Consider the following 26037-nt stretch of genomic DNA (forward strand, 5'->3'; position numbering starts at 1 on the left):
CCGTTACGACTCGAAAACGCCGTCCAAGTAGCTCAGATCAAGAGAGGCGCGCGCGTCGACCAGGCCTTCACCCATGTCGAACCCCTCAGGATGGAACCATGTCCTTTCGTCCATGGACACCAACGGGCCTCCATGGGTGTCGACGTACTTCACATCACGTCCAGCCACAGTTCGGTACATCTCTTGGGTTTCATGGTGGCTGGGCTGCACCAACAACCCGCCAGTGGACTTCCACTGACCTGTGCGGATTGCATGAGGAATGTAGAGAAGGTTGCTTGACGCCGTGCTGAGGTAACTCTGGAATCTCGACTGATGCAGTTCGCGACCGATCATCGTGTTGACCGTGAACTCGCCGGAAATCATCACCAACGGCCCGACATGTAAGGCGCAAAACCAGGACACTGCGGGTTCTTTCGCATCTTGCCCGATCTCAAAACGCATGAAGTCGAACTGCGTACCTGGATAGGTGTCCGCGGTCAAAATGAAGTGTGTTCCGAAGTCTAGAGGTTGACCTGTTCTCGTAAACCTGATTGCGCGTCTGTGCTCGACCGGCACGTCGAACTGGCCGCTCGTCTGCGTTGCGAGTGCTGCGACGATTGTGAACCAGTGAGCCAGCCTGAACAAATCACTTCGAGGTGGAAATCCCCCACCTTGCATGATTGACTCCAGGATGGGTCCGGCCGCCTGCTCTATAGGTTCCATCCAACGCGAATTGCATTGAGTACAGAGGTTTTTCACGTGGGTCTCACGAACATCGCCCGGAAAAAGAAGGTTCCGCTCAATGCCTCCCGACTTGACACTCGTTCTCGCGATCGTCACCTCCTCGGATTCGTTCGGGATCGCTTCGCGAATTCTCTGCTGAAATAAGTGGGCACGAGTGAGCTTCTCGTCGGTTCCACAGTAGAAACACTCAGCCATGCGGCCCTCCTGACAGCGTTGGCGCCGAGGGCTCCAAGCTAATAGTCGTGAATTCTTCGACGAGTGGCACTTCTACTAGGCGCTCCATGCCGACCGTGTCACAGTATCGTCCGGCCGATGGACGCTACCGCTTAGGCTGCATGGGGCGGTTACGCTAATCGACTGTGCCAGTCGAATTGTCGTCGTTGTCCACCCCCGAACTGCTCCGACTGTGGGCCGGGATCATGACCGAGCTCAGAACACGTGATGTGGTAAGGACGAACAACAATCCTGTCGGTGACATCGCCGAAGCGATCGTGCACGAACACTACGGAGGCCGCCGGGGTTCGTTCAGCCAAAAGGGTTGGGACATCGAGACACATGATGGGCAACGCATACAGGTCAAGGGAATCAGGCGAACAGGCTCCCGCGGCCGACGCAACCTCAGCGCCATCCGAGACAGCGACTACGACCTGGTAGTGGTCGTGGTCTTCGACGATGATTTCCGCCTCACCACTGCCCTGGCGATCCCTCGCGAGGTGGTTGAGGAAATGTTCCCAATCAGGCCGTATGTCAACGGGCGCATCATCACCGTCACCGACGCTTTGGCCATGCGATCAGGCATAGCCACTATCGACATGACCACGGCGTATCAACGTGTCGGTTCCCTCAGGTTGGAGGAAACCAGGGAGTCACGCGCGCACCACCCCCGTGGCTAGTATGCGTACGCACTACCGATGTCCCCATGCCGCCCGCACCTGATCTCGTATGCCTTTCCTTTGCGATGAGCCCACAAGGGTCGCATTCGAGCCCGGTAGATCCCCATCTCGACCGAGCCTCCGTGAGATCCGGCCGACCTCACTCTTGGCGATGCCGATACGTTCTGCGACCGCCCGGACACTGAGTCCGTCGGCCAATAGTGCATAGACCGCTTGCTCTTTGACCAGCTCCGCGACGAGGTTGGCAGTAGAGGCCACTTGCCTGGCGTACTCAACAGCAGCGGCGCGTTGCCTGAACTGCGGGTTCTGCGTGCACACACCCCGTTGTGGTGGCGAGGCGATTTCTGCTTTCATTCGCGGCATGAATTGGTATGCGGTTCTTTTGGTCGTTGTCGGTGTCGCTGTCGCGGCGTTCAGTGTTGTCGTCGAGAGGAGCGAAGGTGCAGGGAGGGCAGGCAATGTTTTGTTGGCGGGTGGGTCGATTGCTGCGGTCGGTCTCTGGGTGTTCTGGTGACTACATCCGACTGGGTGTGCCCCGATCAATGAGTGTTCTCCCAGCGTGACGGGTGCCCGACCTGGTCCAGGTCGGGCGCCTCACCCGCAGCATTCAGGATCGTTCACTCTTGTTCGGAATCACGAACAGGATGACGGCGATTGCGCCAAGGATCACGACGGCCGCGAAGATCACGATGATGTTTCGTGCCTGGATTCCGTTGACTGCCAAGCCGATCACGGACACTGCGGCCAGAACCCACAGAAATTTCGCAAGTAGGACTTGGCGTAGGGCCAACGCTCCTGCTCCGAGAAAGAGCAGAACTGTTGGGGCTACTGCGAATACGTTCATGTCGGGCTCCTCGTGAGTGATTTCTTTTGCCCGATCGTTTCGAGCCGCTCAGCTTCGCATACGCCACTGACATATGTGCGGGGCTAGTCCTAGTGCGAGCTGCGCAAGCTATCGATTTTCAGAAATGACAGCGAGTCTGGCCGGCCGCAGCCTCAACCGACCTCACGTCTACTCATCTTCGGCGCTCTGCTCGATTTCGTCGTTCCATTGCTGGTGCGCAGGACTGACCAGATACACCCAGACCGATGAGACGCCGATCTTGGCCCTAACCACCAGGCCTGGAAGGTCCCAGCGCAGGCCGCGGGTCGGTTCGATCCACCAATCCGTGGGCCGCTGCCCGAGCAGTTCGAACATCCGCTGCACCAGTGCATTGAAAACTTCATCCAGCTCAGGCTCCAAGTCGCTCCGCCCGAGGACCACATCACTGGCACGAAAGGACATCATATTGATCGCTCGCGACAGTTCGGTTGTCGATATGTCCGCGACGCCAACCCTCACATCGGGGCGATTGACTTCGAGATTGGTCACGACTGCTGGCACCTGCTCATCGAGGCCGCTGAACTGCCAGCCGACTTGGCCGCAGAACGGCGGCAGGTCATGGACGGTCCACGTCCAGTCGAACCCGGCGGCCGCGCGCACCGCCTGGGCAGCGCGTTCGATATCTGCTCGCATCTTTTACAGCTCTCTCGGAGTCAGAGTTGGTGGTTCGGTAGTGGCCGTCAAGGCGGTCGTAGCCTCCCACATCACGACGCGGCCAAGTACTCACAGGTAAGTCATGCCGCGGAGTCGTTCTTCATCCGAGACGACCTGTCCGGGCGGCGGCGTTCGCTGCACGACGTTGACGGTGCGGGCCGGCACCCCGAGACGCCGATCAGCCGGCTGTCACCAACCTGATGGCCGGGTACAGCTAGCTGGTGGTCCTGCTGGCGTCGATCATCTCATGCACTCACGGACTTGATATGGGCTGCGACGGTGTCACCGATACGGTTAACGAGGTCGATGTCTTCACCCAAGGAGGCAGAGGCGTGGGCCGCTCCGACGGTGCCGGCGCACAAGTTCCAGGCGAGTCGATGTGTTGTGGGAGTGTCGGGGATTTCGCCTGTGCTGATGGCGGTGTCGACGATCTCGCTGATGGTGTCCACCCAGTGCGCAAAGCCGTCGGTGTTGTCGATGAAGCGTTCCAGAGTGAGCTTCATGCCAGCACGTAGGTTGTTGTCCGCGGTGATCTCTCGTGCGAGGGACGTGAAGATCGCTGTCAGTTGCTCTGCTGCTGTACTGCCCGAACCGGCCGTTACGTCAGTGACGGTTTCGTCGACGGTGCGCTTCCAGTGCGAGAGGAGTTGGTTGCCGATCGCTTCTTTGGATGGAAAGTGGTAATACATAGCGCCTTCGGCGAATTTTCCAGTGTGAGCGATCGCGTTAATACTGGTGTGGCCGTACCCGTCGGTGTCGAAATGACGGGCCGCAACGGCGATGATCGCGTCCCGTGTTCGCACTGCGCGAGCCTGGGGCTCCGCGTTCTTGCTGCCGGGGGCACGACCGATCCGGGTGGGCGGGTTCGCGCGGCAGTGTCTTCCGGCGTGTTCGCCGACTCGATGGGGCTGGTCACAGTGATGCTCCTTCGATCATGCGGACGGTAACCGGATCAGGTGTGCACCACATCAGCAGCCGTTCGTCGACGTGCAGGTGCGAAGGTCGGCGATCACGTGGAGTCGTTCCGGTTCGCTGAGTAGAACCGGCAGGGGTGAGAGGTTGCGCATTTCACGGGCATTCTCGGTGTCGGAGGCTTCGATCTCTCGGACGGCGTCGATGTCGTTGTTGCGCACGATGTGTACCCACTGGTCGAGGCAACGGGTCAGTGAGGCGCCGGTGACGTGCTGGCGCAGTCGGTGCAGGCTGTGGTGGACCTGATCGGTGTCGAGGTCGAGGTGGTCGCGTTCGATTTTGTCGAGGACGGCGGTGTGCAGAAGCTACTTGCGGATGACTTTGCGTGGGACTACGGACATCGTCAGCTCCTTTCACGATGCTGCGGTGATCGCCTACGACCTGGTGAAACCGCGTTCAATGTAGCGGATGCCCGCCACTGTCGACGTCTACACTTGATGGGGGTTCTTCGTAGAATACGATGGTGAGATGTTGATTGGTTACGCACGGTGCGCATCGTCTGGTGACGATGAGCAGGTCGAGCGTGACCAACTCGTGAAACTCGGGGTCGAGCCAAGTCGGATTCATGTCGATCATGGTTTGAGCGGTATTGATCGGCCGCGGCCGGCACTTGCAGCGGCGCTCGGTGCGGTGTCTGCGCGGGATACGTTGGTGGTCACATCGCTCGACCGGTTGGCGCGTTCGGTGCCGGATCTATCGGATATCACTTCTGATCTGTCACGGCGTGACGTGTTGTTGATGTTCGACGGTGTCGTGCACGATCCGAAGGACCCGATCGGGGAGACGGTGTTTTCGATGCTGTCGACGACGTTCGCGCAGTTCGAATCAGGTTTACTGCGGTTGCGGCTGCACGAGAGTGTTGCCCAGCGGAAAGCATCGGGTGCGTTCAAGGGACGTAAGCCGAAACTCACTCCGGAGCAGCAAGCGGAGATGTTCGACCTGTACGAACGGCATGAATCGTCCGTCCCCGAGCTGATGAAACGCTTTTCTCTTTCTCAACCTGCGGTCTACCAGTACCTCACGCGCGAGAGAACCCTTCGATCCTCACCTGAGCCAACTCCCGACCACTGATTGACGCAACCAGAATCCCTTAGAGGGCAAGGCATCACGCAGTGGTGTCGCGGAAGCCTGTTTGTGCGCTGTTCGCTTTGTCGTGTGTTCAGGCGTTGCGGTGTGGGCCGATGAGACTGTCAAGGTAAGCGACCTGGGCGTCGAGACCGGCGCGGACGTCGTCGATGTCGTCTCGCATAGCGGTGGTGTGGCCGGCGGCGTATTCAGAGCCGGTGATCTGCTTGAAGACTCGGTCTACCTCCCCTCCCCCGGCTGCCAGCTCGGTCACTGCCTGCAGATTGTGCAGTGCGGCTTCGATCGGTGTGAGGGCTTGTTCGTAGGCGCGTAGCGCGGCGATCCGGTCGACGAGTGCAGCTTCTGCTTGTGCGGCAACGACGTGCCGTCTGTCCCACTCGGCCCGTGCTCGGGCGAGTTGGTCGGTGCCGTCGTCTATCGGCAGCGTCGGCGTGTTGGACCGCCCACAGAGTAGTTCGTGTGCGGCGGCCGCGATCACGTGCAGTTCCATGGTGAAACCTAGAACAGAACGGTGCCCGTCGAGCATGGGGTGCACCCAGGATGGGTCGGAGATGATCCGTGCGACAACATTTTCCGCAATCGCGACGAGGCGGATCTCGGGGCCTTCCTCGCGCAACGGCCAATGCAACGAGGAGTACGCACTGCGCAGTTCCTCACGCTGCTGCGTAGTCAGTTGTGTGAAGCCGCGAGGTTTTCCTGTGAGAGTGCGCCACCAGCTCGGTTGGGCGACAAGTTCGTTCGGGTCGACGATCGTGGTCGAGAGTGCCGCGGCGGTTGACTGCGTGGAAGCACTGACGACTGCCCAGTCGAAGACTGCGGTGGTGAGTGGGGATCGGCGAGGGAAACCGAGTCGCCACCATCGACCCGGCGACCAGATGGCACCGGATCCTCCCGAGCCAACGGACCGATGAGATCGCTCATGCACTGCGCAAACACACCGAGGCCGTGGTGTGCCAAATTCCGGTCCGGATCGATCCGGCTCACCGCGATCCCGCCCTGCGTGCGTGAGCAGACGCTCAGAGCGAGGTCCCGAACAACATGCCGAGCAGATACGTCGCGCCGGCAGCGCCGTAGCCGATCGCGAGTTGGCGTAGCGCCCGTTTGAACGGAGGTCCGCCCGAGAGCAGGCCGACTACGACGCCCGTCGTCAGCAACGCGATCCCCACGAGAACAGATGCGACGATCAGGGCCGTCATGCCTTCGAGGCCGACCAGATACGGCAACACCGGAATGATTGCGCCCGAGGCGAAGAAGCAGAAACTTGCTGCCGCTGCGCCCAACCCGGTTCCGACGGCTTCATGGTCGTCGACAACGTCCGCGGCGCCGAAGGCGTTGTTCGCGAGGACCTCGGCGGCGCGTTGGTCCGCTTCCTCGGCGGACATGCCGCGGGCCCGGTAGACCAGGGCCAATTCGTTGGCGTCGACGTCGAGCAGTCCGACAGCTTCGTTGGCTGCGGGACCGGGATTGGACGCTTCCAACAACTCTCGCTGAGAGCGGACTGAAACGTACTCGCCGGCTCCCATCGACAGGGCGCCGGCCAGAAGCCCGGCCATGCCGGTGATCAGCACGATCTGGTTGGAGACGCCGCTACCACTGATACCGAGCACGAGTGCGAGGTTGCTGACCAGGCCGTCGTTGGCTCCGAAGACGGCGGCACGAAACGTCCCCGAAAGCCTGTTGCGGCCCCGGGTAGCCAAGGCCCGCACCACTTCTTCGTGGATCTTCTCGTCCGCGCCCATCGATGCGGTCGCGTCGGCGTCGTTCGGATAAGGGGATCGTGTCTCCGCGCGCTGGGCAAGAGCGAGCACGAACACGGAGCCGAAGCGCCTGGCCAGAAAGCCCAGTAATCGGGTACGGATGTCACCGCGCAGTGGTTTGCCGACGTGATCGCCGAGAAGCGCTCGCCAGTGCGCCTCGTGTCGGCCCTCCGCGTCGGCGAGGGCGAGAAGGATTTCGCGCTCCTCGCCGCTGCGCCTACCCGCGAGGTCGCGGTAGACGGCAGCCTCGGCTTGTTCGTCGGCGAGGTATCGTCTCCAGCGCTTGACATCTCGCGGGTCTGGATCGGGTCGTGCGGCCGGAACTGTGGACATCGTGTTCCCCTTCCGGTGAGGCGGTCACGCTTCGAGTACGCGGTCCATCCACGTCGTCAGATCGTTGATGACATCGTCGCGGTTGGTCTCGTTGAAGATCTCGTGTCTGGCGCCCGGATAGGTGTAGTAGGTGACGTCTTCGATACCGGCCGAGTTGTACCGTTCGACTGCGACGTCGGTACGACTCAGCGCTGCGTTGAGAGGATCCGAGGTGCCAACGAAGACCAGGATCGGAAGGTCTTGTCGCACGCCCTCGACGTCGACGAACCTCGGCCCCGCGGCGATAAGTCCGCCCATGCCTGCGTCGTCCAGGCTGAAACCACACAGCGGATCGTTGATGTACAGGTCCACCTGCGCTTCATCACGGCTGAGCCAGTCGTGCGGAGTACGCGCCGGTTCGAATTCGGCATTGAACTGGGCGAGGACGTCCGGGCCGTCGTTGACGAGTCTCTCGATGAGTTGATCGACCGCGGTAGTCCCCGACAGCGCGACGGCGTCGATCAGGTGCGAATGATCGAGGATGTACTGCTGCGAAGCGAACGAACCGAGACTGTGGCTGAGCAGTACGACGGGCAGGCCAGGGTGTTTGTCGCGGATGATGCCCGTGAGGGTCACCATGTCTGCCACCAAGCGGTTCCAGCCGTCGTCGCCGATGTTGCCGGGGCCGGCGTGCATGCTCTCACCGTGGCCGCGGTGGTCCGCCGCGTAGACGTGGAAACCGCGAGCATTCAGGGCTTCGGCAACGTGTGCGTAGCGTCTTGCGTGCTCACCCATACCGTGCGCGAGTTGAACAACCCCTCGAGGTTCCTGCTCGGTGGGCCATTCGTGGACGTGAATGGCCACTCCGTCGTCGCTGGTGAAGGTGAACATGCGCTACTCCCGGTGGTCGCGATCCGGACAGGTCATTTCCCATGCTAGATCCGCAGCGGCAATCCATCCGGGAAGTAGGTCCTGATCACCGGCGAGCCTGATTCGTTTCTGCACATCCGGCCTCGGATTCGGATATACCGGACACGGATGTTCCGGAGCCACTTGTCGACCAGCTTGAGGAGTACAGAGCGATGAATCCCAACCGCATGCGCAACATCGGCTTGTTGGCGGCTCCACTTGCTGCTCTCACCCTTCTCAGCGGTTGCGGCTCGGATGAAACGGGAACAGCCGAGAGTTCACCTGCTCCTGCCACCACGACGACCGCGTCTGCGCCGACGACCCCGACCGGTACTGCCGCACCTTCGACGAGCCATACCGATCACACTCAAACCACAACCTCGGCGGCACCCAATCCCGAGGGTTGCGCGATCGGGGAACTCAACGTCACCCTTGGCCAGCCGAGCGGCGCCGCCGGTTCTGCGGAGCTTCCGGTGGTCTTCACCAACACGGGCGGCCGCACGTGCACGCTCGACGGTTTCCCCGGCGTCTCGTATGTCACGGGAGCGTCCGGAAGCGAAGTGGGTGCTGCAGCCGGCCGCTCCGGATCCGGATCACTCGTCTCCCTTGCCCCTGGCTCTGCCGCAACGTCTTTGGTGCGAGCTACGAACGTCGAGAACTACCCGGCAGATCAGTGCGGCGTGACTGACGTTGCGGGACTGAAGGTTTACCCGCCCAACAGCTACGACTCGGTCTTCCTCGCCTACCCCACCAAGGGTTGCTCGATGACCGGCGCGAACATCAACCAGCTGACGGTCGCGCCGGTCGCCCGCTGAATCACGGCTTGAGGCGCCGCAGACCCCAGAGCGCCGGCAGGAGGAACAAGCCCGAAAGGATCAGGACGAGTGCAGCTTCCGTGAATTGAAAGCGCCAGAACCGATCAGCTGAGTGGTAGCGAACTTCAAAGTGATCGACGCCGTGTTCCCGCAAACAGATCTCCATCTCTCTGTTCTGCTGCGCTGACAGCACATCCATGCGGAGGCTGTATTCGGCACCAGTCTCCTCCGGGCGCTGATCGTTCGGGTTTTCGCCGCCGGATCCACCCCACGTGCACTCGTCGTATCTGATGTCGACCCAGTTACCTCGGAGGTCGACATATCCCTGCGCGAGTTCCCAATTGACCGCGACGACTCTGTCATCGCTCGAATAGTAGGAACTGGATCCGGCAATGGGTGATGTTCGGACACTCGGCTCGGCGTAATCGGGTCGTGCAACCAACTGAAATGCTGCCAGGATCGCAACAACACCGACCATGGTGATCGCCATTGCGCCGATCGAACTACGCACCAGCAAAGCCAGTGCCGCTCCGAGCATGAGCGCCATGAATGTGTACGCACCCAAGGCCAGTCCACTGGATTGAAAGAGCGGATACGACAGGTTCGACATCTCGACGAAAGTCGAACGCCCAGCAACAAATGTAACCGGGAGTTGTCCGGGAGAGATCGAGCCCATTGCAATGCAAAACCGAGCAATGCCGAAGCCACAGAAATCGGCAGGAAGACAATCAACACCCGGGTCCAGAACCAACGAGTCCGACTGACCGATTGAGTAAGCCCCAATACATGTGTTCCTTGTTCGACATCCCGCGAAAACACGGTGACACCGATCAACACCCCGAGGAACACCGGCAGAGTCGTCGCAACCACTGTCGTCAGAGTGAGAGCAGTCTCTGCCGTGCAGATCGCGGTGATGTCATCGAAGCAACTGAGAGGCGATCCGAAGAGTTGGGCTTGTCCGCCGCTCTTGATGATCGCACCACTCGACAAGACAATGACTGCGAGTACTGCGATGAATCCCAATGACACAATGAGCGATGTGCGGTGATGCCGCCACGTAACCCAGATCATGCCGCCACCATCGTTTCCGCGCTCAGGTGCCCGAGCACCACGTCGTCGAGAGTTGCGTCGTCGATCACCCAGCCTGCCCGAGGGCTCGGACGGATTCCCTCCACCACATGAGAATTCGACCGCATCCCCTTGTCGGTATGAATGACCGCACCGGCGCCGACCACGTCCGAAGGATCGCCGTCCCCGATCAATACGTAATGAGCAGCAATCAATTCATCCAACGGACCGGACAATCTCGCGTTTCCGCCGCCCAGCAGAAGAAGTCGATCCGAGACGTCTGCCAATTCGGAAACGATGTGTGACGACAACAGAACCGTCGTGCCGTACTCGGCAACGTCTTCGAGCAGTGTGGTCGCGACGGACCGCCGCGCCACGGGATCAAGATCCGCCAAGGGCTCGTCGAGTAGAAGCAACTGCGGTCTGCGTCCGAGTGCCAAAGCCAGTGCAACCCTGGTTCGTTGACCTGGTGACAGCGTCTTCGCCTTTGCATCGAGAGCAATCCCAGCGCGCTCCACCAGATCCAGAGCGTACTTCGCATCCCACTCGTCGTTGGTGTATGCACCGAATCGAAGCAGTTCTGCAACAGTGAATTTGGGGTACAGCGGCTTGTGTTGAGCGAGGTACGACAGGCCTGGGCAGATGCCATCCTGATCCGGCGTGCTGCCGAGGACCGAGATCGAACCGTGGTCGGGCATCGTCAACCCGACCGCCAAGGACATCAGCGTGGACTTACCAGCGCCGTTCACCCCGACCAGGGCAGTGATGCTTCCCGTTGCGACCTCGAACGTGCAGGCGTCGAGCACCTTCTTCTTGCCGAAGCGCTTGTCCACGTCCTGCATCGTGAGCGCCGATTCTTGCTCAGTCATGATGTCTCCCCCTGCTTTCCGGACGGATCCGATTCGATGAACGTCTTCTCGAGTTCCAAACTCACCAGTGCTTCGATGTCCGTCCGCTCGAGTCCAGCGGCCACGGCATCTGCCACCCAGCGGGCCAACTCGCGCCGCAGCGCAGAGCTTTCCGCCATACCGGGCTTGGCCAGGGACTTGACGACGAACGTGCCCAATCCAGGCCGCGGAGCAACAAGTCCGTCGCGCTCGAGTTCCTTGTAGGCCTTCAGGACGGTGTTCGGGTTAATCGCGAGCGCTCCCACGACGTCCTTGGCAGTGGGCAGCCGATCGCCGACTTGAAGATCACCGAGCCTGAGCGCCTGCTTCACCTGAAGAACCAATTGCACGTATGTGGGAATGCCGGATCGGCGGTCGATACGGAAGTCGATCATCCGAACCCTTTCACTAGTTCATTAGTGGAATAGATATTTACCCTGCCTTGACCTCCCGGGTCAAGCCCGACGACCCCTGTAAAGTGCAGATGCCCCGGTTCACCGGGGTGCCACGCTGCTCGTGTGAAGTTCGGTGAAACCCCGGCACTGTCGACGCAACTGTGAATTCGCCCGTCACTACTCGAGGCGAACGAGTCAGGTCACCGGCCTCGTGGCGACACGATGGTTCTCGGACGAAGGACCGCTCGTGGCGCTTCCCTTCGCGGCCGCGCTGCTCGCGGCCCTCGTCCACTAGCGGAGGGGTGGCTGTGAGTACTCGGCCGACACGTAGATTCAAATCCGTACTTGCAGCGCTGACGGTGAGTACCGCACTGCTTGCCGGTGCCTGCAGTAGTTCGACATCCGACACACCGACAACAACAGCCGCCTCGGACGGTTCGTTCCCGGTGACCGTTGTTACCGGTCCTACGGATTCCGGCACGGACATCACCATCGAGTCGCGTCCGCAGTCGATCGTGTCACTCAGTCCCAGCGCCACCGAGACCCTGTGGGCCGTCGGCGCGGGCGATCAGGTGAAGGCCGTCGACAATCAGTCCGACTACCCAGCCGGCATCCCGGTCACCGATCTCTCGGGCTTTCAACCCAACGTCGAAGCCATCCTCGGTTACGCACCGGATCTGGTGATCGCATCGGATGACATGAACGATCTTGTCTCCGGACCGCAAAAGGCGAAAGTGCCGACGCTCCTGCTACCGGCAGCGACCAGCATCGACGACGTCTATGCCCAGATCGAGCGCGTCGCGAAGGCCACCGGCCACGAAGACAAGGGCACCGAGGTTGTCGCCACCATGCGCTCGGACATCGACGCCGCTGTCGCCAGTCTTCCTGCGCGCCAACAGCCGCTGACGTACTTCCACGAACTCGACTCCTCGCTCTACACCGTCACGAGTTCCAGCTTCGTCGGGCAGATCTACTCGCTGTTCGGAATGAAGAGCATCGCCGACTCCGCGGGGCAGGGTGACTACCCGCAACTGTCCGCCGAATTCGTGGTAGAGGCCAGTCCCGATCTCATCTTTCTCGCAGACTCCCAATGCTGCGGAGTGACTGCAGAATCCGTCGCCGCCCGACCTGGGTGGAGCGGCATGAAAGCGGTTACCGGCAACCAGATCCATGTGCTCGACGAAGACCTCTCCAGCCGGTGGGGACCCCGTGTCGCCGATCAGGTGAAGGCCGTCGCGGCCATCGTTGCCCAAGTTCCCGCGGCCTGAGCACTCGATGATCAAAGCCGGTATCTCCCAACATCGGACCACCGTTCTGCTCGGCGCCGCGCTGATTCTGTGCGCTGCCTTGTTGATCGGTGTTCTGGTGGGGCCGGCCGGTTTGACGCCTGATCGGACCATTCTCGAACTTCTGGACGGAATACCCGGCATCAACATCGATTCCGGTCTCACCGCGACACAGCAGGCAATTCTCTGGCAGATCCGGCTTCCGCGAGTAATCCTGGGCGCGTTGGTCGGAGCAATGTTGGCCGTGGCCGGCGCCGCCTACCAGGGCGTGTTCCGAAATCCCTTGGCGGATCCGTATCTTCTCGGCGTTTCGAGCGGAGCCGGACTGGGTGCAACCCTCGCAATAGTTTCGGGTGGCGCGCTGGGCATGTTCGGAATTCCCATGGCCGCCTTCGTCGGTGGTGTGCTGGCCGTGTTCGCAACATATTCGCTCGGCCGAAGCATTGGCGGGCCGCAGAACGCGGTAGTCATCATCCTCGCCGGTGTCGCTGTCGCGGCGTTCACGAATGCAGCGCAGACTTTTGTTCAGCAGCGGTTCGACGATTCACTCCGCGAGGTCTATTCCTGGCTGCTCGGCGGATTGTCCACCGACGGTTGGTCGGAAGTTCTGGTCGTCCTGCCGTACGTCGTACTGGCATCTGTCGTCATCCTCGTACACCGACGCGTGCTCGACGTGATGGCGGTCGGTGACGTCGAAGCCGCCAGCCTCGGCGTCGATCCGGCCAGATCACGCCTGGTACTGGTGCTCGCCGCAACACTGGGAACAGCCGCAGTAGTGAGTGCAAGTGGGCTCATCGGCTTTGTCGGAATCGTTGTTCCCCATGCGGTTCGACTAGTCGTCGGACCGTCGCATCGACTACTGCTCCCCCTGTCAATCATGCTGGGTGCGGCGTTTCTCGTCCTCACCGACGTCGCCGCCCGCACGGTCATGGCGCCGGCCGAACTCCCCATCGGGGTTGTGACCGCGATGATCGGTGCTCCGTTCTTCCTTCTGGTTCTGCGCCGCAGTCGGGTTTCGGCATGACCGACAGCGCAGTCCGGTGCCGAGGCCTCCGAATCAACCTCGGAGGCAAGGACGTCGTCGACGGCATCGATCTCGATGTGACACCGGGCGATTGGGTGGCCGTGGTCGGGCCGAATGGCGCGGGTAAGACGACCTTGATGCACGCCCTCGCTGGATTGGTTCCGTCTACCGGTGAGCTCTCGGTCGGGGGACTCAGTCCTCGCAAATCCAGCCGCAAGGCCATGTCAGCCGTAGTCGCGCTGATGCCGCAACGCCCAGTAGTACCCGAGGGCGCGACGGTTGCCCAATTGGTGGCGCTCGGCCGAACTCCGTATCTACGACGCTTCGGAACCGAAACCGCCACAGATCGTTCGGTGATTTCCTCGGTCATCGAAAGGCTCGACCTCACCGAGTTCGCAGATCGACGAGCCACCGAGCTTTCCGGTGGCGAATTGCAACGCGTGGTCCTGGCTCGGGCACTGGCTCAAGAACCGCAGGTGCTGCTCCTGGACGAACCCACCAGTGCCCTCGACATCGGCCACCAGCAGCAGGTTCTCGACTTGGTGGAGGAACTGCGAGAAACCGACAACATCACAGTCATCGCCGCGATGCACGACCTCACTCTCGCAGGGCAATACGGGCGACGAATCGTGCTGCTGGACAAGGGCAGCGTGGTTGCCGACGGCACACCCTCAGCGGTGCTGCAAGCAGACCTCCTCGGCCGTGTGTACGGCGCTCGGGTCGAAATCCTGGACCGGCCCAGTGGTCCCATAGTTGTTCCGATTCGGCAGGAAGGCACCCGCTGATGGAACTGGTGATGCTCGGCACCGGTGCTGCCGACGGTTGGCCGAACCCCTTCTGTACTTGCCCTTCGTGTGTGGCGGCCTTGTCGAGTGGAACCATTCGCGGGCACACTGCCGCCCTGGTGGACAACAGAATCCTGTTGGACTGTGGACCCGAAGTACCGCGTGCGGCAACGCGCTACGGACGCACGCTGGCACACGTCGAACACATCCTGCTGACGCATTCTCATCCCGATCATCTGGGCCCGATGGCATTGCTGTTCCGGTCCTGGGCCTCTCGCACCGAACCACTACAGGTTCTCGGGCCACCGGACGCGCTCGATCTCTGCCGAGACTGGGTAGGCCCGGAGGATCCGGTGACCTTCACGTCGCTCGAGCCCGGTCAGTCGATCATGTTGGGCACCTACCGTGTTCGTACGCTCGAAGCCGCGCACGAAGTACCCACCCTTCTCTACGACATCACCGACGCATCCGGAACCCGAATCTTCTGGGCCACCGACACCGGGCCTCTGCCCGAATCCACTGTCGACGCACTTGCCGACGCCCGTTTCGACGCCGTCTTTCTCGAAGAGACCTTCGGCTACAAAACTGACCACGGCACCGGGCACCACGATCTGCCGAGTTTCGCGAGAACCGTGTCACAGCTACGCAACTGCGACGCAATCACCGACAGAACCGATGTGGTCGCCGTACACCTCGGGCACCACAACCCAGTCGAAAACGAACTCTCGGAAGCACTTCGCGGATCCGGGGCGCGAGCGGTTCCGGATGGAACTGTGCTCGAGATCGAGCTAGGACAAAGCCATCGAACCCTCGTCACCGGTGGCGCCCGTTCGGGCAAGTCCACTTACGCGGAGAACCTGCTTTCCGGCTACCGGCACGTCACGTACATCGCCACCGGGGATCCGCAGGACGACGATCCCGATTGGATCGAACGAATTGCGTCGCATCGCGCGCAGCGGCCGTCGACGTGGACGACGGTGGAGACCTCCGAGGTCGCCGAGATTCTGGCGGCCGCAACAACACCGATCCTGCTCGACTGTCTGGGTACCTGGTTGACTGCTCGTCTGGACCGACATCAGGCGTGGACCACAGAAGATCTCAGCGGCGTCCACGTGGACATCGACCACTTGGTCGACGCCTGGGCCGCCTGTCCGGTACCGATTGTCGCCGTCACCAACGAAGTCGGAAGCGGCGTCGTCCCGGACACGAAGTCCGGGAGGCTGTTCCGCGATCTACTCGGTCTGGTGAACAGCCGCATCGCCAGTGAATCGGAGTCCGTGGTCCTGATGACCGCCGGGCTCCCCCTGAGCCTGCGCGTGTGACGTCAGAGCAATCCGGTGAGCTGACGCGCACAATCGAGTAGGAAACCGACCAACTCTCGATCCTCATCCGTCACTCGCCCACTAGCTCCCTGAACACACAACCCGCCGGCCACCTGGTCTGCGTGATCTCGAACCGGTACCGCCACCGCGGATCGGCCCAGGCGGCATTCCTGGTTCTCGAATGCAAAACCCTGCAGGCGAACAGACCTCAACTGCTCATACAGCGCATCGAAATCACCGAGGGTGAACTCCGTGACCCGACGAAGTTCCAAACCCGAAAGCAACTGCTCGTCGTGCGCCAACAGAACCTTCCCCAGCGCATTCGCGTGAAGGTTCTTGGCCAGTGCCGCTATTCCGATGATCTCGTGGTCCGGATCCTTGTCGACGAACCTCAAGCGCCCACCGGCGAATGACGCGACGTGCAATCCGAACCTCGTGTGTGTCCGCATGTCCTCGACGCGCTCGTGCAGCGTCGGCGCCGGACCACTCGACGACGCCGCATGCGAGAGCTCGGCAGTCCGACGCCCCAACGCGAACCCTGACAGGTCTGGCACCCGCACGAGAAAGCCCTCCGCCACCAGCAGATTCAGCATCCGGTACGCCGTGGCCGATGGAACGCCTGCAAAAGTGGCGATCTCCTTCGCGGTTGTTCCCGGTCCCAGATGAGCCACCGCCTCGAGCATCCCCAGCGCCTTCTGAACCGCACGCGGTTGTTGTCCACTGAAGTGGGTCTCTTCGCCGATCCGTTTGTCTGATCGTGGACCAGCGGTTGCACGGTCCGCGGTCACCGCCCATGCTCCGGCGAGTCACCCTCGGCGGTCCCACGATCCGGAACGAGTCGCCTTCGCCCGTCACCGTCGATCAGCAGAGTGCCCGCACCGGGCAACAGGTCCGCCGTCTCGACGCTGTCGAAAGCGCCGACCATCAGAAGGCTTTCCGGTCTGGCTCTTCGAAGCAATGAACTCCACACTGTCCCCGACACAGCAACAGCAAGAGCCGCGATCGGCAGCGCCCACATCCCGTGAACCGCACCGTCGAGAACGATGTAGACCAATAGACCGACACCGGCGACGCTCACGGACACGGTGCATATCCGCGTCAGCGAAGTATGTTCCCCGATTCGGCGCAAGAACTTCCATGAAGCAAAGGCCACCAGCGTGTAAGCGCAGACCAACGCGGTCTCCACCACGCCGTCGAAGGATCCCGAATCGTCGCGCACCGTATCCGAATAGATGAATACTCCCGCCGCACTTACCGCGACGAACGCAAGTACCGCAACGTACGGGGTGCGGAACCGTCTGTGCACGCGAGCGAGCGGCGCAGGCAGTACCCGTTCGATCCCCATCGAGTACAGCAGCCGCGAACCCGCCTGCGCACAACCGAGAGTGGATGCGAACCAGGAACACGTCATTCCGATCTTGACTGCCAGAACCACCTCCGCGCTTGCCCCGGATGCCGTTCCCTCGAAGTACGCTCCGACGATCGTTGCGCCGTGGCCGGTCATCGCCGCCCAGGCCGCGAAAACGAAGAGGACCCCGCAGATGATCGGCGAAATGAGAACCGTGCGTGTGACGCTGATGAGTGGTCGCTTCGCTTCCGGGCCGAAGAAGGCCGAACTTTCGAAGCCCGCCATGCTGAGTACCGTCAGCATCGCGAGAAACGGAACTGCACTCAGCGACGGATTCGGCAGGGCAACAGCAGTTGTCGTGTCACTGTGCGTCGCCAGCATGACCACGACGATCAGGATCAGCGAGCACGCTTCGACGACCAGGATCGCTCGGGTGGCGAACCGGACGCCTCGTACTGCAATCCACGCGACGGCCAGGGCAATCGCCACCGTCGTGATCACCGTCGCGGCAGTCCCTCGCACGTCGGGTCCGACAATGGCGATGGTATCGAGCAGACTCGGAACTGCCTGCGAGAAAACCGAAACCGAGATTCCGAGATACCCGAGTACCAGTGCGGCGCCCGCCGTCAGTGTCGCCCGGATACCGGAGCCTTGGAAGACGAAGCTGTACAACGATCCTGCTGCGGCCAGTCTCCGCGTGAACTGAGTGATGCAGAACGCAACGAGAAACACCGCCGAAGTCGTTGCTGCAATCGCAGCCAACCCGACGTAGCCGGGACTGTAGGTGATCATCCACAAGGCGATGAACACCATTCCCGTTGCCGGCGCGATCGTGGAGAGTGATTGCCCCAACAGGTCGATCGGGGTCAGACGTCCTCGTCCGAGACCACGGAGCGGGGAGAACACGGGCTCACTGTGTTGATCCGCATTCTGCGATCGCGTGATCGCTGCACGCAGTGCCGCACTCACTGCCATGTCTCACCGTCCGTCGCGTCGGGGCCCGAACCTACGAGCGAATTGTCAGAATTCGGTCAAGTTAGTCCGCTTATGTTTCCGCGCAGTTTCCACGATGGCGCGCACAGAACTTTCAAGTGAGAATCCGACTCTGTTTCCCACCCAGCGTCATGCCGGATCAAGGGCGGCCGACGATATCCGGTCCCTCCGGCAGCACCTTTACCTGCGAGTTTTCCGATTCTCACACGAGAACTGCTCTCTCAGTTGCACCTCGTCCAGGCGTAGCGCGGTCGACGCGGGTTCGCAGCACTGCCCGTACAGGATGTGTCCCACACACCACCGGAACTACCCGAGAGGAACGGAGGAAGCATGGACTTGGTCAGCGCCACCACTTCGGCGATCATCGGATTTGTTCTCCTGCTCGCCGGCATTCCCAAGCTGAACGACCACAACGGGGTACTCAGTTCCGTACGCGGCTACAAAGTGCTGCCGACGCCACTCGAAGTTCCGATCGCTCGCGCCCTTCCCATCGCCGAGTCCGTCGTGGGTGTCCTGCTGGTTCTCGGCGTGGCCCATCGCCTCGCCGCCTTGGTTGCTGCCTTCATGTTCGCGTCGTTCTTCACGGGCCTCACGATCAATCTCCTGCGCGGCCGACGCGATCTGGACTGCGGTTGTTTTTCATTCGGGGCAGGCAAGATTCCGCATATCGGATGGTTCCACGCCGTTCGCGCCGGAACACTTGCGGCGATATCCGTGGCCGTGTCGGTCGCCCCCAACCACGCCGAGATCGGCGTCCAGGTTCCGGCAGCATCTTTCGCATTCCTCCTCGTCCTGGCGGGAGTCGCGCTCGCGCAGATTCGTTCGGTGGTCCACCTCGGAAGACGCCCCGTCGACGACTACCTGTCGAGCGCGTCCATCCGACTCCGCACCGCCGAGACCGCATCCCGGTACGGCTCGTGAACCACACCCACAGCCCCGAAAACTCGAAGGCAGGACTACTACGATGACCACTTTCCTACTCGCCGCGACCGTAATCCTAGTGATCGCCGTAGCCGTACTCTTCTTGATGGTTCTTGCTCTGGCTCGTGAAATCGGCCGCGTACAAGTACGTCTCGGACCGCTCGGCGCCCGCATGATGGATACCGGCCCCAAGGTCGAACAGGTCGGCCCGTCGTTTGCCGGTCTCATCGATCAGGAAGGACGGACCGTCGGAGTCGGTGGTCACCGCGACAAGCCGCAACTCCTGCTGTTCACCGCTCCGAGCTGCTCGACGTGCAAGAGTCTTCTTCCCGGCGTAAGGGCAATGGCCCGAGCGGAATCGGATCTCGACGTGATCATCATCTCCGACGGAACACCCGAAGAGCATCGCGAGTTCCTGGCCGGCAGCGGGATCGGTTCCGAACTCAGTTACATCGACGCTCGAGACGTCGGTATCGCGTACCAGGTGGGCACCACTCCGTACGGCGTGATTCTCGACGAGCACGGCAAGATCCGAGGAAAGGGCCTGTGCAATCACATGGCTCAGGTGGAAAGCCTGCTCAATGCGCTCGAATCCGGCACTCCCTCACTCCAGCACCTTCATGCCCAGGCGAAATCCGGCAGCGCGGCCTGATCTTCCTGCACAGTTCGATCCTCTTCACGAATCAGGAGAAAATCGTTGGACGACAATGAATTCCCGCAGCACAACATGACGGAGAACCGATATCCCGTCGACGAGGCGACAGTTCAGGCCCAGGCCGAATGGATGGCGGGCCAGGGCGGTTCGCTCACCAGTCGAACCGGACGCAAACTCTCCGAACGAGTTTCGCGGCGGTCCATGATCAGTCGGATCGGCAAGTGGACCATGGGTGTGTCAGGAGTGGCACTGATCAGCACACTTCCTGTGACACGTAGTGCCTTCGCCCAAGAGCCCGAGGTTCCTGCGCCGGCACCTGGCCCCGAACCTCTTGTCCCTGTCTACGACGGTAAAGATCCGGCCGAGTGCGAGTACTGGCGCTGGTGCAACATGGACGGAACGTCTTGTGCCGCATGCAACGGCGGCGGTGTCACCACCTGCGCCCCCGGCAGCAAGCCCGGCGCAGAGTTCTGGGTCGGATGCTGCACCAACCCTGATACCGGCAAGACCTATCTGATCGCCTACTACGACTGCTGCGGTGCGCCTTCGTGTTCCAACGCATTCTGCGGCGAACCGGACATGCAGGCCGTGATGTACAACCCGGTCTCCGGAAGCTACGACCAGGAAATCATCTGGTGTGTCTCCGACGAGTCTCAGGCATACACCTGCACGATGGCGCCCATCATCGGTGAGGACTGCCAGACTCGACCGGCCGAGCGCCCCAAGGTCGGTGCCGGATCATGAGCAGTCCGCGAACCCGAAAACTGGCGCGACCCGCCGTTGCCGTCATCCCACTCACCGTCGTACTCGCGCTGGCCGGTTGCAGTTCGTCCGACAACGACGAACCGTCCAGCGCAGGTGATGTCACCTATCCGACAGTTCCGTTCACTGCTCCGGGCGAGGGGATCTCACTCGGGCACGACGACCAGGAAATCGGCGATACCATTCCCGAGCCGTTGCACGTCGGTTCGATCACCCCGATCGCAGCTGATCGCTTGCTCGGCGTCGAAGGTGGATTCGGCCAGCTCGAGCTCAGCGTCAACGTCATCGATCCGAAAACCGGTGTGGCCGAAAGCCGGATCACCGTCGGCCCGGGCATCTGGGATCCGGTCATTCACGGATTCGTCGGGGATTCCGCCGAAGATCCTGCGGTGCTCGCCGCGGAGGTGTGGCGCCCCCGAGGTTCCCGTGGCGCAGCAGATTTCACGGTCAGCACCTACTCCGGCAACCTGCTGGAGCCAGCCGAGGTCATGCTTCCGGACGTCGCACGCGTACATTCCCGTCCCGGCTCCAATGCGGTGACCTCCGACGGCAAGTTCTTTGTCACTTGGGATGACGGTTTGTACGGCATCAGAGTGGTCGACCTCGACAAGAAGGAAGCAACCGGCGCACTCCAGATAGTCGGCTGCGGTCCGTTCACGTGGATGGTCGATCACGAGCTGTACAGCGTCTGCGAGGACACCCGGGAACTGCTGCACGTCACGATCGGTGACGACGGTGTTCCGAAGGAAACCGCCCGAAGCAAGGTCCTACCCGAAGATTTTGTCTCCACCCGCAAGGTCACGTGGGCATCGGAGGCGCAAAAAGCCTTGCTGGTCAGTGAGAACGGCGATGTGTACGTCTTCGACTTCTCCAACGGACTGCCTCAGGAAGGTGTCAAGCCGATCGGAAACGCCGGGCAGGACTCCGGTCGATTCTCGGAGAACGTCATCAACGCCGACGCAAACCGGCTCGCAATCGCGTACACGGACACGGCTATTCATCCGGACTCTGCTCGAGGAGGCTCACTGGTCAAGATCGACTTGTCCGACGCAACGACCTTCGCCCCGGTGAAGAGCTTGACGCTTGCCGACCTCGGCCTGACAGACATCAAGAGCATGACCTTTTCCGTCGACGGCACCACGTTCTACGTGCTCGGTTCGGGACCAGAGGTCGAAGGCTCCGCTCCGCAGAAGATCGTGGGTTACAACGCGAGCACCGGCGAGCAGGTCAGTTCCGTCGATGTCTCGGGCAACGTCGGGGATGTCAGCGGGTTGATCACACCAGAAGTACTCCGATGAGTCGTCCCGGATCCGGTGTGGTGATGGGCCGGCGCCGCTTCCTGAGTTTGGGAGCACTCGGTGCCGGGGCACTCGGGCTCGGCGCAATGGGGACGATTGCCGGATGCAGTTCCACTGCAGCATCTCCGACGCCCACGACCGACCTCGACTACATCCTGCCCACCGACCCCGAAGTTGCTGCCACAGAATCGGCGCGAGCCTGGAACGGGACCACCGCTGCGTTTGCCCTTGCCGCCGGATTCTCGACGGTAGATCTTGGCGGACGCCTCGTGGACACCTGGACGTACGGAGGCGCTGCGGTGGCTCCGGAACTTCGCCTGAAGTCCGGTGACCGGGTGAACGTCAGCGTCCAGAACGGTCTCGACGCCGAAACAACACTGCACTGGCACGGAATTCGAATCCGCAACGACATGGACGGCGCGGCACCCACCACGCAGGCTCCCATCGGCGCCGGTTCGAGTTTCGAGTACAACTTCATCGCACCGGATCCGGGAACGTACTGGTACCACTCGCACAGCGGATTACAAGCCGATCGGGGACTCTTCGGCGCCATGATCGTCGAGGATCCGAACGACACCACGGGGGCCGACGTCGATGCCGTTCTGGTGCTCGACGACTGGCTCGACGGATTGGGCACCACCCCGGATTCCGTCCTGATGGCCCTGAACCCGGCAGTTGCGGGCGGGCACGGCGGACACGGCGGTGGAGCAACAACTCCGGCGGAACACTCGGAAGCCGACATGTCCACCGCAAAGCAGTTGGTGAGCGGCGGACACGGTTCTTCCGAACCACTCGGCGGAATGACTCAACACATCGCGTATCCACTGCACTTGATCAACGGGCGGCCACCCAATGATCCTGCTGTCATCAGCGCTGCGCCCGGTTCGACCCTTCGACTACGAATCATCAACGCAGCGGCCGAGACTCCGTACCGGTTCGCTGTGGCCGGTCACGAGATGACAATTGTCGCTACCGATGGCTACGACGTGGAACCAACTCCTGCCGACACCATCATCGTCGGAATGGCCCAACGCTACGACGTACTGGTGACAGTGAAGTCGGGAACATGGCCGGTGGTGGCGAAGGTCGAGGGCCGAGATGGTTATGCGTCGACCGTCCTACGCAGCACCGACGCGTTGGCGTTGGCGAATCCGGATGTGGGCGGAAACCTCTCGGAACTGGCCGGCCGGCTGGTAACCGAAAGCGAACTCCGGCCCACGGAATCCGCACGGCTCGAGACGAAGTCGCCTGATCGCGACTACCACATCGAGTTGATCCAGGCCGGCGATCGGTACGTCTGGGGAATGGCGGGAGCCGATGCAGGCAAGCTCGTCATGAAACAGGGCGAACGGGTCCGGATCACGATAAAGAACACGTCCACGATGTGGCACCCCATGCACACCCACGGCCATACCTTTGCGGTACCGGATTACGGCGGACTTCGCCGCGATACCGTCAACGTCCTACCCGGCACCGAGCTTGCCATCGAGTTCGACGCCGACAATCCCGGCGAGTGGATGTTCCACTGCCACAACGCCTACCACTTCGAAGCAGGCATGACGGCAAATCTGCGTTACGTCCGCTGACAAGTTGAAGAATGGAGAGAACACCTCATGAAGAAACTCGTTCCCGCTTTTCTGGCCGCGTGCGCGGCCCTGAGCCTCACCGCCTGCAGTAGTGATGCCGGTGCGTCGTCGGACGAACCTGCCGTCGTGATCGAGGTGAAGAACATGGCGTATACACCGGCATCGGTCACCATCGAGAAGGGACAGACCGTCGAATGGAAGTTCGACGACAGCGGACTCCCCCACGACGTGGTCGGCAACGGTGATCTCGACGGGAAACTGAAGAGCGAGTTGCTCACTGAGGGAACCTTCTCGTACACGTTCGACAACACCGGCACCTTCACCTACCACTGCACGCCCCACCCGATGATGGTGGGCACCGTGATCGTTCAATAGTGAGGAGGTGGATCGCCGGCTTCGGCCTCGCTGTCGCGGCGACGTGTGTCCCAGCTTGCGGCACAGAAGATCCCGTCCCCGACGTGGTGGTCGAGATCAGCAATGTTCAGTTCAGCCCGATGGACGTCACCGTGGAACACGGCGGCACCGTCGAGTGGCGCTTCGACGACGGTGGACTCCTGCATCATGTGGAATCACCCGGGCTGTTCGACAGCGGTATCACCGGAGACGGAACGTTCCGGCACACGTTCGAGAGCGCCGGCGTTTACGAATATTCGTGCTCCGTACACCCGTACATGATCGGAGTCATCACAGTGCTGTGAACACTGGCTCACCACTTTCATTGAACCACAAATATTTTGGAGGATCTGATGACTACCGTTCTCTCACACGGTCCACTGCAGACCGATGTCCCTGACATCCGGCCGACCCTTCAAGGCTCGGTCGGCACCGCTACCCGTGTCAGCCTTGTCGCGGCGGGCGCTGCTGCGGGTGCCGGCCTCGCACTCGTGGCCACGCCATCTGCGACAACAGCTTTGACGACAGCCGTTATCGGGGCGGGACTGGTTACGTCGCTGGCCGCGAACTGGTCGACCTGCGGAATGTCCGTTGCCGGAGTTGTTGCCGCACCGAAGCAAGCGGACCGGAAGGGATCCTCGACTCCCGTCCGCCGACTCGGCTGGCACGCACTGGGTTCGGTCACGACAGGAGCCGCCACCGGGGCATTGATCGGCGCTCTCGGTGCGGCGATGTCCGGCTACGTCCCGATCGGCTGGGCGCTGGGTGTCTGGGCAGTCGTCGCGGTTGCGTATGGGTTGCACGAGTTGGGTGCAGTGAGGATGCCGACTCCGATGCGGCGTCAACAGCTTCCGCGCCATTTGCGCCGCACAATGGCGCCTTGGAAGGTCTCGTTGATCTTCGGCGCGATCATCGGTCCTGGATTCCTGATCTTCATCCGCTCGAGTGCGTACTACCTGCTGGCACTCGGAGTCATCGCCTCGGGTTCACCGGCTCTCGGGGCGGCGCTGTTCACGGTGGTTTCGCTTGGCCGCTGCATGCCCAGCCTCGCGGCAATCGTGCACACCAAGCGTGGTGGCTCGATGCCGGGATTCCTCTCGGTCATGTGCGTCGTGGACCGTCGAGTGCAGAGCGTCACCGGCGCGGCATTGATCGCACTGGGAGCATTTGCCGCCGCAGCACTGATCTGACTGTCGAGCCAGCACCCTCTACCTCGAGTGAACACACGCTCCAACTCCCCGGAGCGTGTGTTCGCTCGACACAAACTGTGCGCACTCTCAGCGCGTCAGGACACCGAGAGCGCCGTCTGGACCGAATCCTCCGAGGGCGATGTCACCTTCGCGTCCCGACTCCACAGCATGTCCAGCGCTGCCTTGGGCTTGGCCAGAACCCACTCCCGCGCGGCGTTCTTGATCAGCGTCGGAGTTGCGCACCCACAATCGCTGTTCACACCGTCTGCGTCGATGCCGACGTCCCGGCACAATGCCACAGCGCGGGGCACGTGATACCCCTGAGTGACGATCAACGCTTTTGTCACCCCATACGTATGCATGGCCCGGAAGCAGGTGTCATAGGTGTCGAGGCCGTGCGGATCCCCAACGATGCGACGCTCGTCTATTCCTTGCGCCACCAGGTAGTTCGTCATCGCCGCGATCTCGTCACCCGAGCCGCCGTTCGCGTCGCCGGAGACCAAGACCGCTTTAGCCTTTCCTGCTTCGACCAGCTCGACGGCTGCGTCCAGCCGCCCTTTCAGGAAAGCCATCGGCTTGCCGTCCTTGATCTGCGCACCCAGCACGATCACTACCGGAGCCTCGGGGGCATCGGCTGCGTCCGACGTATGGCCGGCCGACGCCACGGAAATCCACACGATCGAGCCCGCGTAGACAACTGCTCCGAGCACCGCGATGCCTGCGACCCAACGAGGCCACCGGCGCTTTCGCGTCGGTTTCACTGGATCTGCAGCGGCTTCGTCCATTCCTTGATCAAACCACACGGTTTGCTCACTACTCGTGTGCTCGGCCGATCCCCCATCCCTCCGCGCCACTGCGCTCGGCCCACAGATCCGAGTACTTTCCACCTCGTGCGATCAGGTCTTCATAGGAACCGACAGCCCGATGCTGGAACGACTGAGCAACGACGGACCCTCAGATCCCCGCCCATCGATGGAGACACTGATCGGGAAGTTCGCCGGTCCGCCAGATGCCGCGGAAGCAACACGGGCAGAACACTATCGCTACACACTCGCCCGTGTCCTCGACGGCCTCGAGGCGCGGCTGAACGCACTAAAGGAGTCACGGAAATGACCGAGGG

29 protein-coding genes are annotated in these 26037 nt (G+C 61.7%); 15 read left to right on the forward strand and 14 right to left on the reverse strand.

The features are described from left to right. Positions 1-3: 3 nt before the first annotated feature. Complete coding sequence (locus R4P65_RS06740; RefSeq protein ID WP_317825905.1) at positions 4-918, reverse strand: hypothetical protein; 915 nt, start codon at positions 916-918, stop codon at positions 4-6. A 164-nt stretch (positions 919-1082) separates the two neighbouring features. Between R4P65_RS06740 and R4P65_RS06745 the strand changes: the two genes are divergently transcribed. Then, a complete protein-coding gene (locus R4P65_RS06745) occupies positions 1083-1616 on the forward strand; it encodes a DUF6998 domain-containing protein (protein ID WP_317825906.1) in 534 nt (177 codons plus the stop codon). Positions 1617-2223: 607 nt separating this feature from the next. Here the strand turns inward: R4P65_RS06745 and R4P65_RS06750 are convergent. The 4 genes from R4P65_RS06750 to R4P65_RS06765 form a co-directional block, all read right to left on the reverse strand. Continuing rightward, a complete protein-coding gene (locus R4P65_RS06750) occupies positions 2224-2460 on the reverse strand; it encodes a hypothetical protein (protein WP_317825907.1) in 237 nt (78 codons plus the stop codon). Positions 2461-2628: 168 nt separating this feature from the next. Further along, positions 2629-3132, reverse strand: a complete 504-nt coding sequence (locus R4P65_RS06755; RefSeq protein WP_317825908.1) for a DUF6301 family protein — start codon at positions 3130-3132, stop codon at positions 2629-2631. A 266-nt stretch (positions 3133-3398) separates the two neighbouring features. Then, positions 3399-3956 carry a TetR/AcrR family transcriptional regulator gene (locus tag R4P65_RS06760; RefSeq protein ID WP_317825909.1) on the reverse strand — a complete coding sequence of 186 codons (558 nt, stop codon included), beginning with the start codon at positions 3954-3956 and terminating at the stop codon, positions 3399-3401. 165 nt (positions 3957-4121) lie between these two features. Next, the gene (locus tag R4P65_RS06765; protein WP_317825910.1) at positions 4122-4286 is read right to left on the reverse strand and encodes a hypothetical protein; all 165 of its coding nucleotides are present in this window, start codon (positions 4284-4286) and stop codon (positions 4122-4124) included. Positions 4287-4593: 307 nt separating this feature from the next. On the opposite strand from R4P65_RS06765, the gene R4P65_RS06770 reads away from it, so the two are divergent. After that, positions 4594-5196 carry a recombinase family protein gene (locus tag R4P65_RS06770; RefSeq protein WP_317825911.1) on the forward strand — a complete coding sequence of 201 codons (603 nt, stop codon included), beginning with the start codon at positions 4594-4596 and terminating at the stop codon, positions 5194-5196. 88 nt (positions 5197-5284) lie between these two features. Here R4P65_RS06770 and R4P65_RS06775 read toward each other — a convergent pair whose 3' ends face one another. From R4P65_RS06775 to R4P65_RS06785, 3 genes are all read right to left on the reverse strand, one after another. Beyond that, positions 5285-6136: a hypothetical protein gene (locus R4P65_RS06775; RefSeq protein ID WP_317825912.1), complete on the reverse strand. Its 852-nt coding sequence runs from the start codon at positions 6134-6136 to the stop codon at positions 5285-5287. Positions 6137-6227: 91 nt separating this feature from the next. Beyond that, on the reverse strand, positions 6228-7301 hold the full coding sequence (locus R4P65_RS06780; RefSeq protein ID WP_317825913.1) for a VIT1/CCC1 family protein: 1074 nt from the start codon (positions 7299-7301) through the stop codon (positions 6228-6230). Positions 7302-7325: 24 nt separating this feature from the next. Next, entirely contained in the window at positions 7326-8171 is an 846-nt protein-coding gene (locus R4P65_RS06785) for a lysophospholipase (RefSeq protein ID WP_317825914.1), read from the reverse strand. A gap of 191 nt (positions 8172-8362) precedes the next feature. Here R4P65_RS06785 and R4P65_RS06790 point away from each other — a divergent pair, with 191 nt between their 5' ends. Next, entirely contained in the window at positions 8363-9004 is a 642-nt protein-coding gene (locus R4P65_RS06790; protein WP_317825915.1) for a DUF4232 domain-containing protein, read from the forward strand. 1 nt (position 9005) lies between these two features. On the opposite strand, the gene R4P65_RS06795 is transcribed toward R4P65_RS06790, so the two are convergent. From R4P65_RS06795 to R4P65_RS06805, 3 genes are all read right to left on the reverse strand, one after another. After that, positions 9006-9614 carry a hypothetical protein gene (locus tag R4P65_RS06795; RefSeq protein ID WP_317825916.1) on the reverse strand — a complete coding sequence of 203 codons (609 nt, stop codon included), beginning with the start codon at positions 9612-9614 and terminating at the stop codon, positions 9006-9008. Between the two features lie 457 nt (positions 9615-10071). Continuing rightward, the gene (locus R4P65_RS06800) at positions 10072-10941 is read right to left on the reverse strand and encodes an ABC transporter ATP-binding protein (protein ID WP_230817556.1); all 870 of its coding nucleotides are present in this window, start codon (positions 10939-10941) and stop codon (positions 10072-10074) included. Then, on the reverse strand, positions 10938-11354 hold the full coding sequence (locus R4P65_RS06805; protein ID WP_007729675.1) for a GntR family transcriptional regulator: 417 nt from the start codon (positions 11352-11354) through the stop codon (positions 10938-10940). Before R4P65_RS06805 ends, R4P65_RS06800 begins: the two co-directional genes overlap by 4 nt. A gap of 308 nt (positions 11355-11662) precedes the next feature. Here R4P65_RS06805 and R4P65_RS06810 point away from each other — a divergent pair, with 308 nt between their 5' ends. The 4 genes from R4P65_RS06810 to cobU are packed head-to-tail and all read left to right on the forward strand — an operon-like array spanning position 11663 to position 15771. Continuing rightward, a complete protein-coding gene (locus R4P65_RS06810) occupies positions 11663-12622 on the forward strand; it encodes an ABC transporter substrate-binding protein (RefSeq protein ID WP_317825917.1) in 960 nt (319 codons plus the stop codon). Positions 12623-12629: 7 nt separating this feature from the next. Further along, positions 12630-13664, forward strand: coding sequence for an iron ABC transporter permease (locus R4P65_RS06815; protein ID WP_317825918.1), 1035 nt, complete (start codon positions 12630-12632; stop codon positions 13662-13664). Then, complete coding sequence (locus R4P65_RS06820) at positions 13661-14449, forward strand: ABC transporter ATP-binding protein (protein ID WP_317825919.1); 789 nt, start codon at positions 13661-13663, stop codon at positions 14447-14449. The genes R4P65_RS06815 and R4P65_RS06820 overlap by 4 nt, the downstream gene beginning before the upstream one ends. Then, entirely contained in the window at positions 14449-15771 is a 1323-nt protein-coding gene (gene cobU, locus R4P65_RS06825) for a bifunctional adenosylcobinamide kinase/adenosylcobinamide-phosphate guanylyltransferase (protein ID WP_317825920.1), read from the forward strand. Before R4P65_RS06820 ends, cobU begins: the two co-directional genes overlap by 1 nt. Before the next feature lie 2 nt (positions 15772-15773). Here the strand turns inward: cobU and R4P65_RS06830 are convergent, their stop codons facing one another. Next, positions 15774-16559, reverse strand: a complete 786-nt coding sequence (locus R4P65_RS06830) for an IclR family transcriptional regulator (protein WP_230817550.1) — start codon at positions 16557-16559, stop codon at positions 15774-15776. After that, the gene (locus tag R4P65_RS06835) at positions 16556-18094 is read right to left on the reverse strand and encodes an APC family permease (protein WP_317825922.1); all 1539 of its coding nucleotides are present in this window, start codon (positions 18092-18094) and stop codon (positions 16556-16558) included. Before R4P65_RS06835 ends, R4P65_RS06830 begins: the two co-directional genes overlap by 4 nt. A 348-nt stretch (positions 18095-18442) precedes the next feature. On the opposite strand from R4P65_RS06835, the gene R4P65_RS06840 reads away from it, so the two are divergent. The 8 genes from R4P65_RS06840 to R4P65_RS06875 all read left to right on the forward strand — a co-directional run bounded on the left by R4P65_RS06840 (position 18443) and on the right by R4P65_RS06875 (position 24917). After that, positions 18443-19033 carry a MauE/DoxX family redox-associated membrane protein gene (locus R4P65_RS06840; RefSeq protein ID WP_317825924.1) on the forward strand — a complete coding sequence of 197 codons (591 nt, stop codon included), beginning with the start codon at positions 18443-18445 and terminating at the stop codon, positions 19031-19033. A gap of 43 nt (positions 19034-19076) precedes the next feature. After that, entirely contained in the window at positions 19077-19685 is a 609-nt protein-coding gene (locus R4P65_RS06845; RefSeq protein ID WP_317825925.1) for a redoxin domain-containing protein, read from the forward strand. A gap of 75 nt (positions 19686-19760) precedes the next feature. Further along, positions 19761-20432, forward strand: coding sequence for a methylamine dehydrogenase light chain (locus tag R4P65_RS06850; RefSeq protein WP_029256402.1), 672 nt, complete (start codon positions 19761-19763; stop codon positions 20430-20432). Further along, on the forward strand, positions 20429-21748 hold the full coding sequence (locus R4P65_RS06855) for a hypothetical protein (protein WP_317825926.1): 1320 nt from the start codon (positions 20429-20431) through the stop codon (positions 21746-21748). The genes R4P65_RS06850 and R4P65_RS06855 overlap by 4 nt, the downstream gene beginning before the upstream one ends. Continuing rightward, on the forward strand, positions 21745-23334 hold the full coding sequence (locus tag R4P65_RS06860; protein ID WP_317825927.1) for a multicopper oxidase family protein: 1590 nt from the start codon (positions 21745-21747) through the stop codon (positions 23332-23334). The genes R4P65_RS06855 and R4P65_RS06860 overlap by 4 nt, the downstream gene beginning before the upstream one ends. A 27-nt stretch (positions 23335-23361) precedes the next feature. After that, a complete protein-coding gene (locus tag R4P65_RS06865; RefSeq protein ID WP_230817544.1) occupies positions 23362-23709 on the forward strand; it encodes a plastocyanin/azurin family copper-binding protein in 348 nt (115 codons plus the stop codon). Beyond that, positions 23709-24032, forward strand: coding sequence for a cupredoxin domain-containing protein (locus R4P65_RS06870; protein WP_317825928.1), 324 nt, complete (start codon positions 23709-23711; stop codon positions 24030-24032). Before R4P65_RS06865 ends, R4P65_RS06870 begins: the two co-directional genes overlap by 1 nt. Before the next feature lie 48 nt (positions 24033-24080). Further along, entirely contained in the window at positions 24081-24917 is an 837-nt protein-coding gene (locus R4P65_RS06875; protein WP_317825929.1) for a methylamine utilization protein, read from the forward strand. Positions 24918-25012: 95 nt separating this feature from the next. Here the strand turns inward: R4P65_RS06875 and R4P65_RS06880 are convergent, their stop codons facing one another. Continuing rightward, a complete protein-coding gene (locus R4P65_RS06880; protein WP_317825930.1) occupies positions 25013-25702 on the reverse strand; it encodes a YdcF family protein in 690 nt (229 codons plus the stop codon). Between the last annotated feature and the right edge of the window lie 335 nt (positions 25703-26037).

Source organism: Rhodococcus sp. IEGM 1318, assembly GCF_033142465.1.
Classification (GTDB): Bacteria; Actinomycetota; Actinomycetes; order Mycobacteriales; family Mycobacteriaceae; genus Rhodococcus_F; species Rhodococcus_F qingshengii_B.

Excerpts from the sequence above, each read along its gene's own strand:
- R4P65_RS06815 (WP_317825918.1), top strand. The coding sequence starts at position 12,630 with ATGATCAAAGCCGGTATCTCCCAACATCGGACCACCGTTCTGCTCGGC.
- R4P65_RS06865 (WP_230817544.1), top strand. The coding sequence starts at position 23,362 with ATGAAGAAACTCGTTCCCGCTTTTCTGGCCGCGTGCGCGGCCCTGAGC.
- R4P65_RS06860 (WP_317825927.1), top strand. The coding sequence starts at position 21,745 with ATGAGTCGTCCCGGATCCGGTGTGGTGATGGGCCGGCGCCGCTTCCTG.
- R4P65_RS06800 (WP_230817556.1), bottom strand. The coding sequence starts at position 10,941 with ATGACTGAGCAAGAATCGGCGCTCACGATGCAGGACGTGGACAAGCGC.
- R4P65_RS06850 (WP_029256402.1), top strand. The coding sequence starts at position 19,761 with ATGACGGAGAACCGATATCCCGTCGACGAGGCGACAGTTCAGGCCCAG.
- R4P65_RS06835 (WP_317825922.1), bottom strand. The coding sequence starts at position 18,094 with ATGGCAGTGAGTGCGGCACTGCGTGCAGCGATCACGCGATCGCAGAAT.
- cobU (WP_317825920.1), top strand. The coding sequence starts at position 14,449 with ATGGAACTGGTGATGCTCGGCACCGGTGCTGCCGACGGTTGGCCGAAC.
- R4P65_RS06780 (WP_317825913.1), bottom strand. The coding sequence starts at position 7,301 with ATGTCCACAGTTCCGGCCGCACGACCCGATCCAGACCCGCGAGATGTC.
- R4P65_RS06805 (WP_007729675.1), bottom strand. The coding sequence starts at position 11,354 with ATGATCGACTTCCGTATCGACCGCCGATCCGGCATTCCCACATACGTG.
- R4P65_RS06755 (WP_317825908.1), bottom strand. The coding sequence starts at position 3,132 with ATGCGAGCAGATATCGAACGCGCTGCCCAGGCGGTGCGCGCGGCCGCC.
- R4P65_RS06875 (WP_317825929.1), top strand. The coding sequence starts at position 24,081 with ATGACTACCGTTCTCTCACACGGTCCACTGCAGACCGATGTCCCTGAC.
- R4P65_RS06880 (WP_317825930.1), bottom strand. The coding sequence starts at position 25,702 with ATGGACGAAGCCGCTGCAGATCCAGTGAAACCGACGCGAAAGCGCCGG.
- R4P65_RS06740 (WP_317825905.1), bottom strand. The coding sequence starts at position 918 with ATGGCTGAGTGTTTCTACTGTGGAACCGACGAGAAGCTCACTCGTGCC.
- R4P65_RS06795 (WP_317825916.1), bottom strand. The coding sequence starts at position 9,614 with ATGTCGAACCTGTCGTATCCGCTCTTTCAATCCAGTGGACTGGCCTTG.
- R4P65_RS06785 (WP_317825914.1), bottom strand. The coding sequence starts at position 8,171 with ATGTTCACCTTCACCAGCGACGACGGAGTGGCCATTCACGTCCACGAA.
- R4P65_RS06845 (WP_317825925.1), top strand. The coding sequence starts at position 19,077 with ATGACCACTTTCCTACTCGCCGCGACCGTAATCCTAGTGATCGCCGTA.
- R4P65_RS06770 (WP_317825911.1), top strand. The coding sequence starts at position 4,594 with ATGTTGATTGGTTACGCACGGTGCGCATCGTCTGGTGACGATGAGCAG.
- R4P65_RS06790 (WP_317825915.1), top strand. The coding sequence starts at position 8,363 with ATGAATCCCAACCGCATGCGCAACATCGGCTTGTTGGCGGCTCCACTT.
- R4P65_RS06855 (WP_317825926.1), top strand. The coding sequence starts at position 20,429 with ATGAGCAGTCCGCGAACCCGAAAACTGGCGCGACCCGCCGTTGCCGTC.
- R4P65_RS06750 (WP_317825907.1), bottom strand. The coding sequence starts at position 2,460 with ATGAACGTATTCGCAGTAGCCCCAACAGTTCTGCTCTTTCTCGGAGCA.
- R4P65_RS06840 (WP_317825924.1), top strand. The coding sequence starts at position 18,443 with ATGGACTTGGTCAGCGCCACCACTTCGGCGATCATCGGATTTGTTCTC.
- R4P65_RS06820 (WP_317825919.1), top strand. The coding sequence starts at position 13,661 with ATGACCGACAGCGCAGTCCGGTGCCGAGGCCTCCGAATCAACCTCGGA.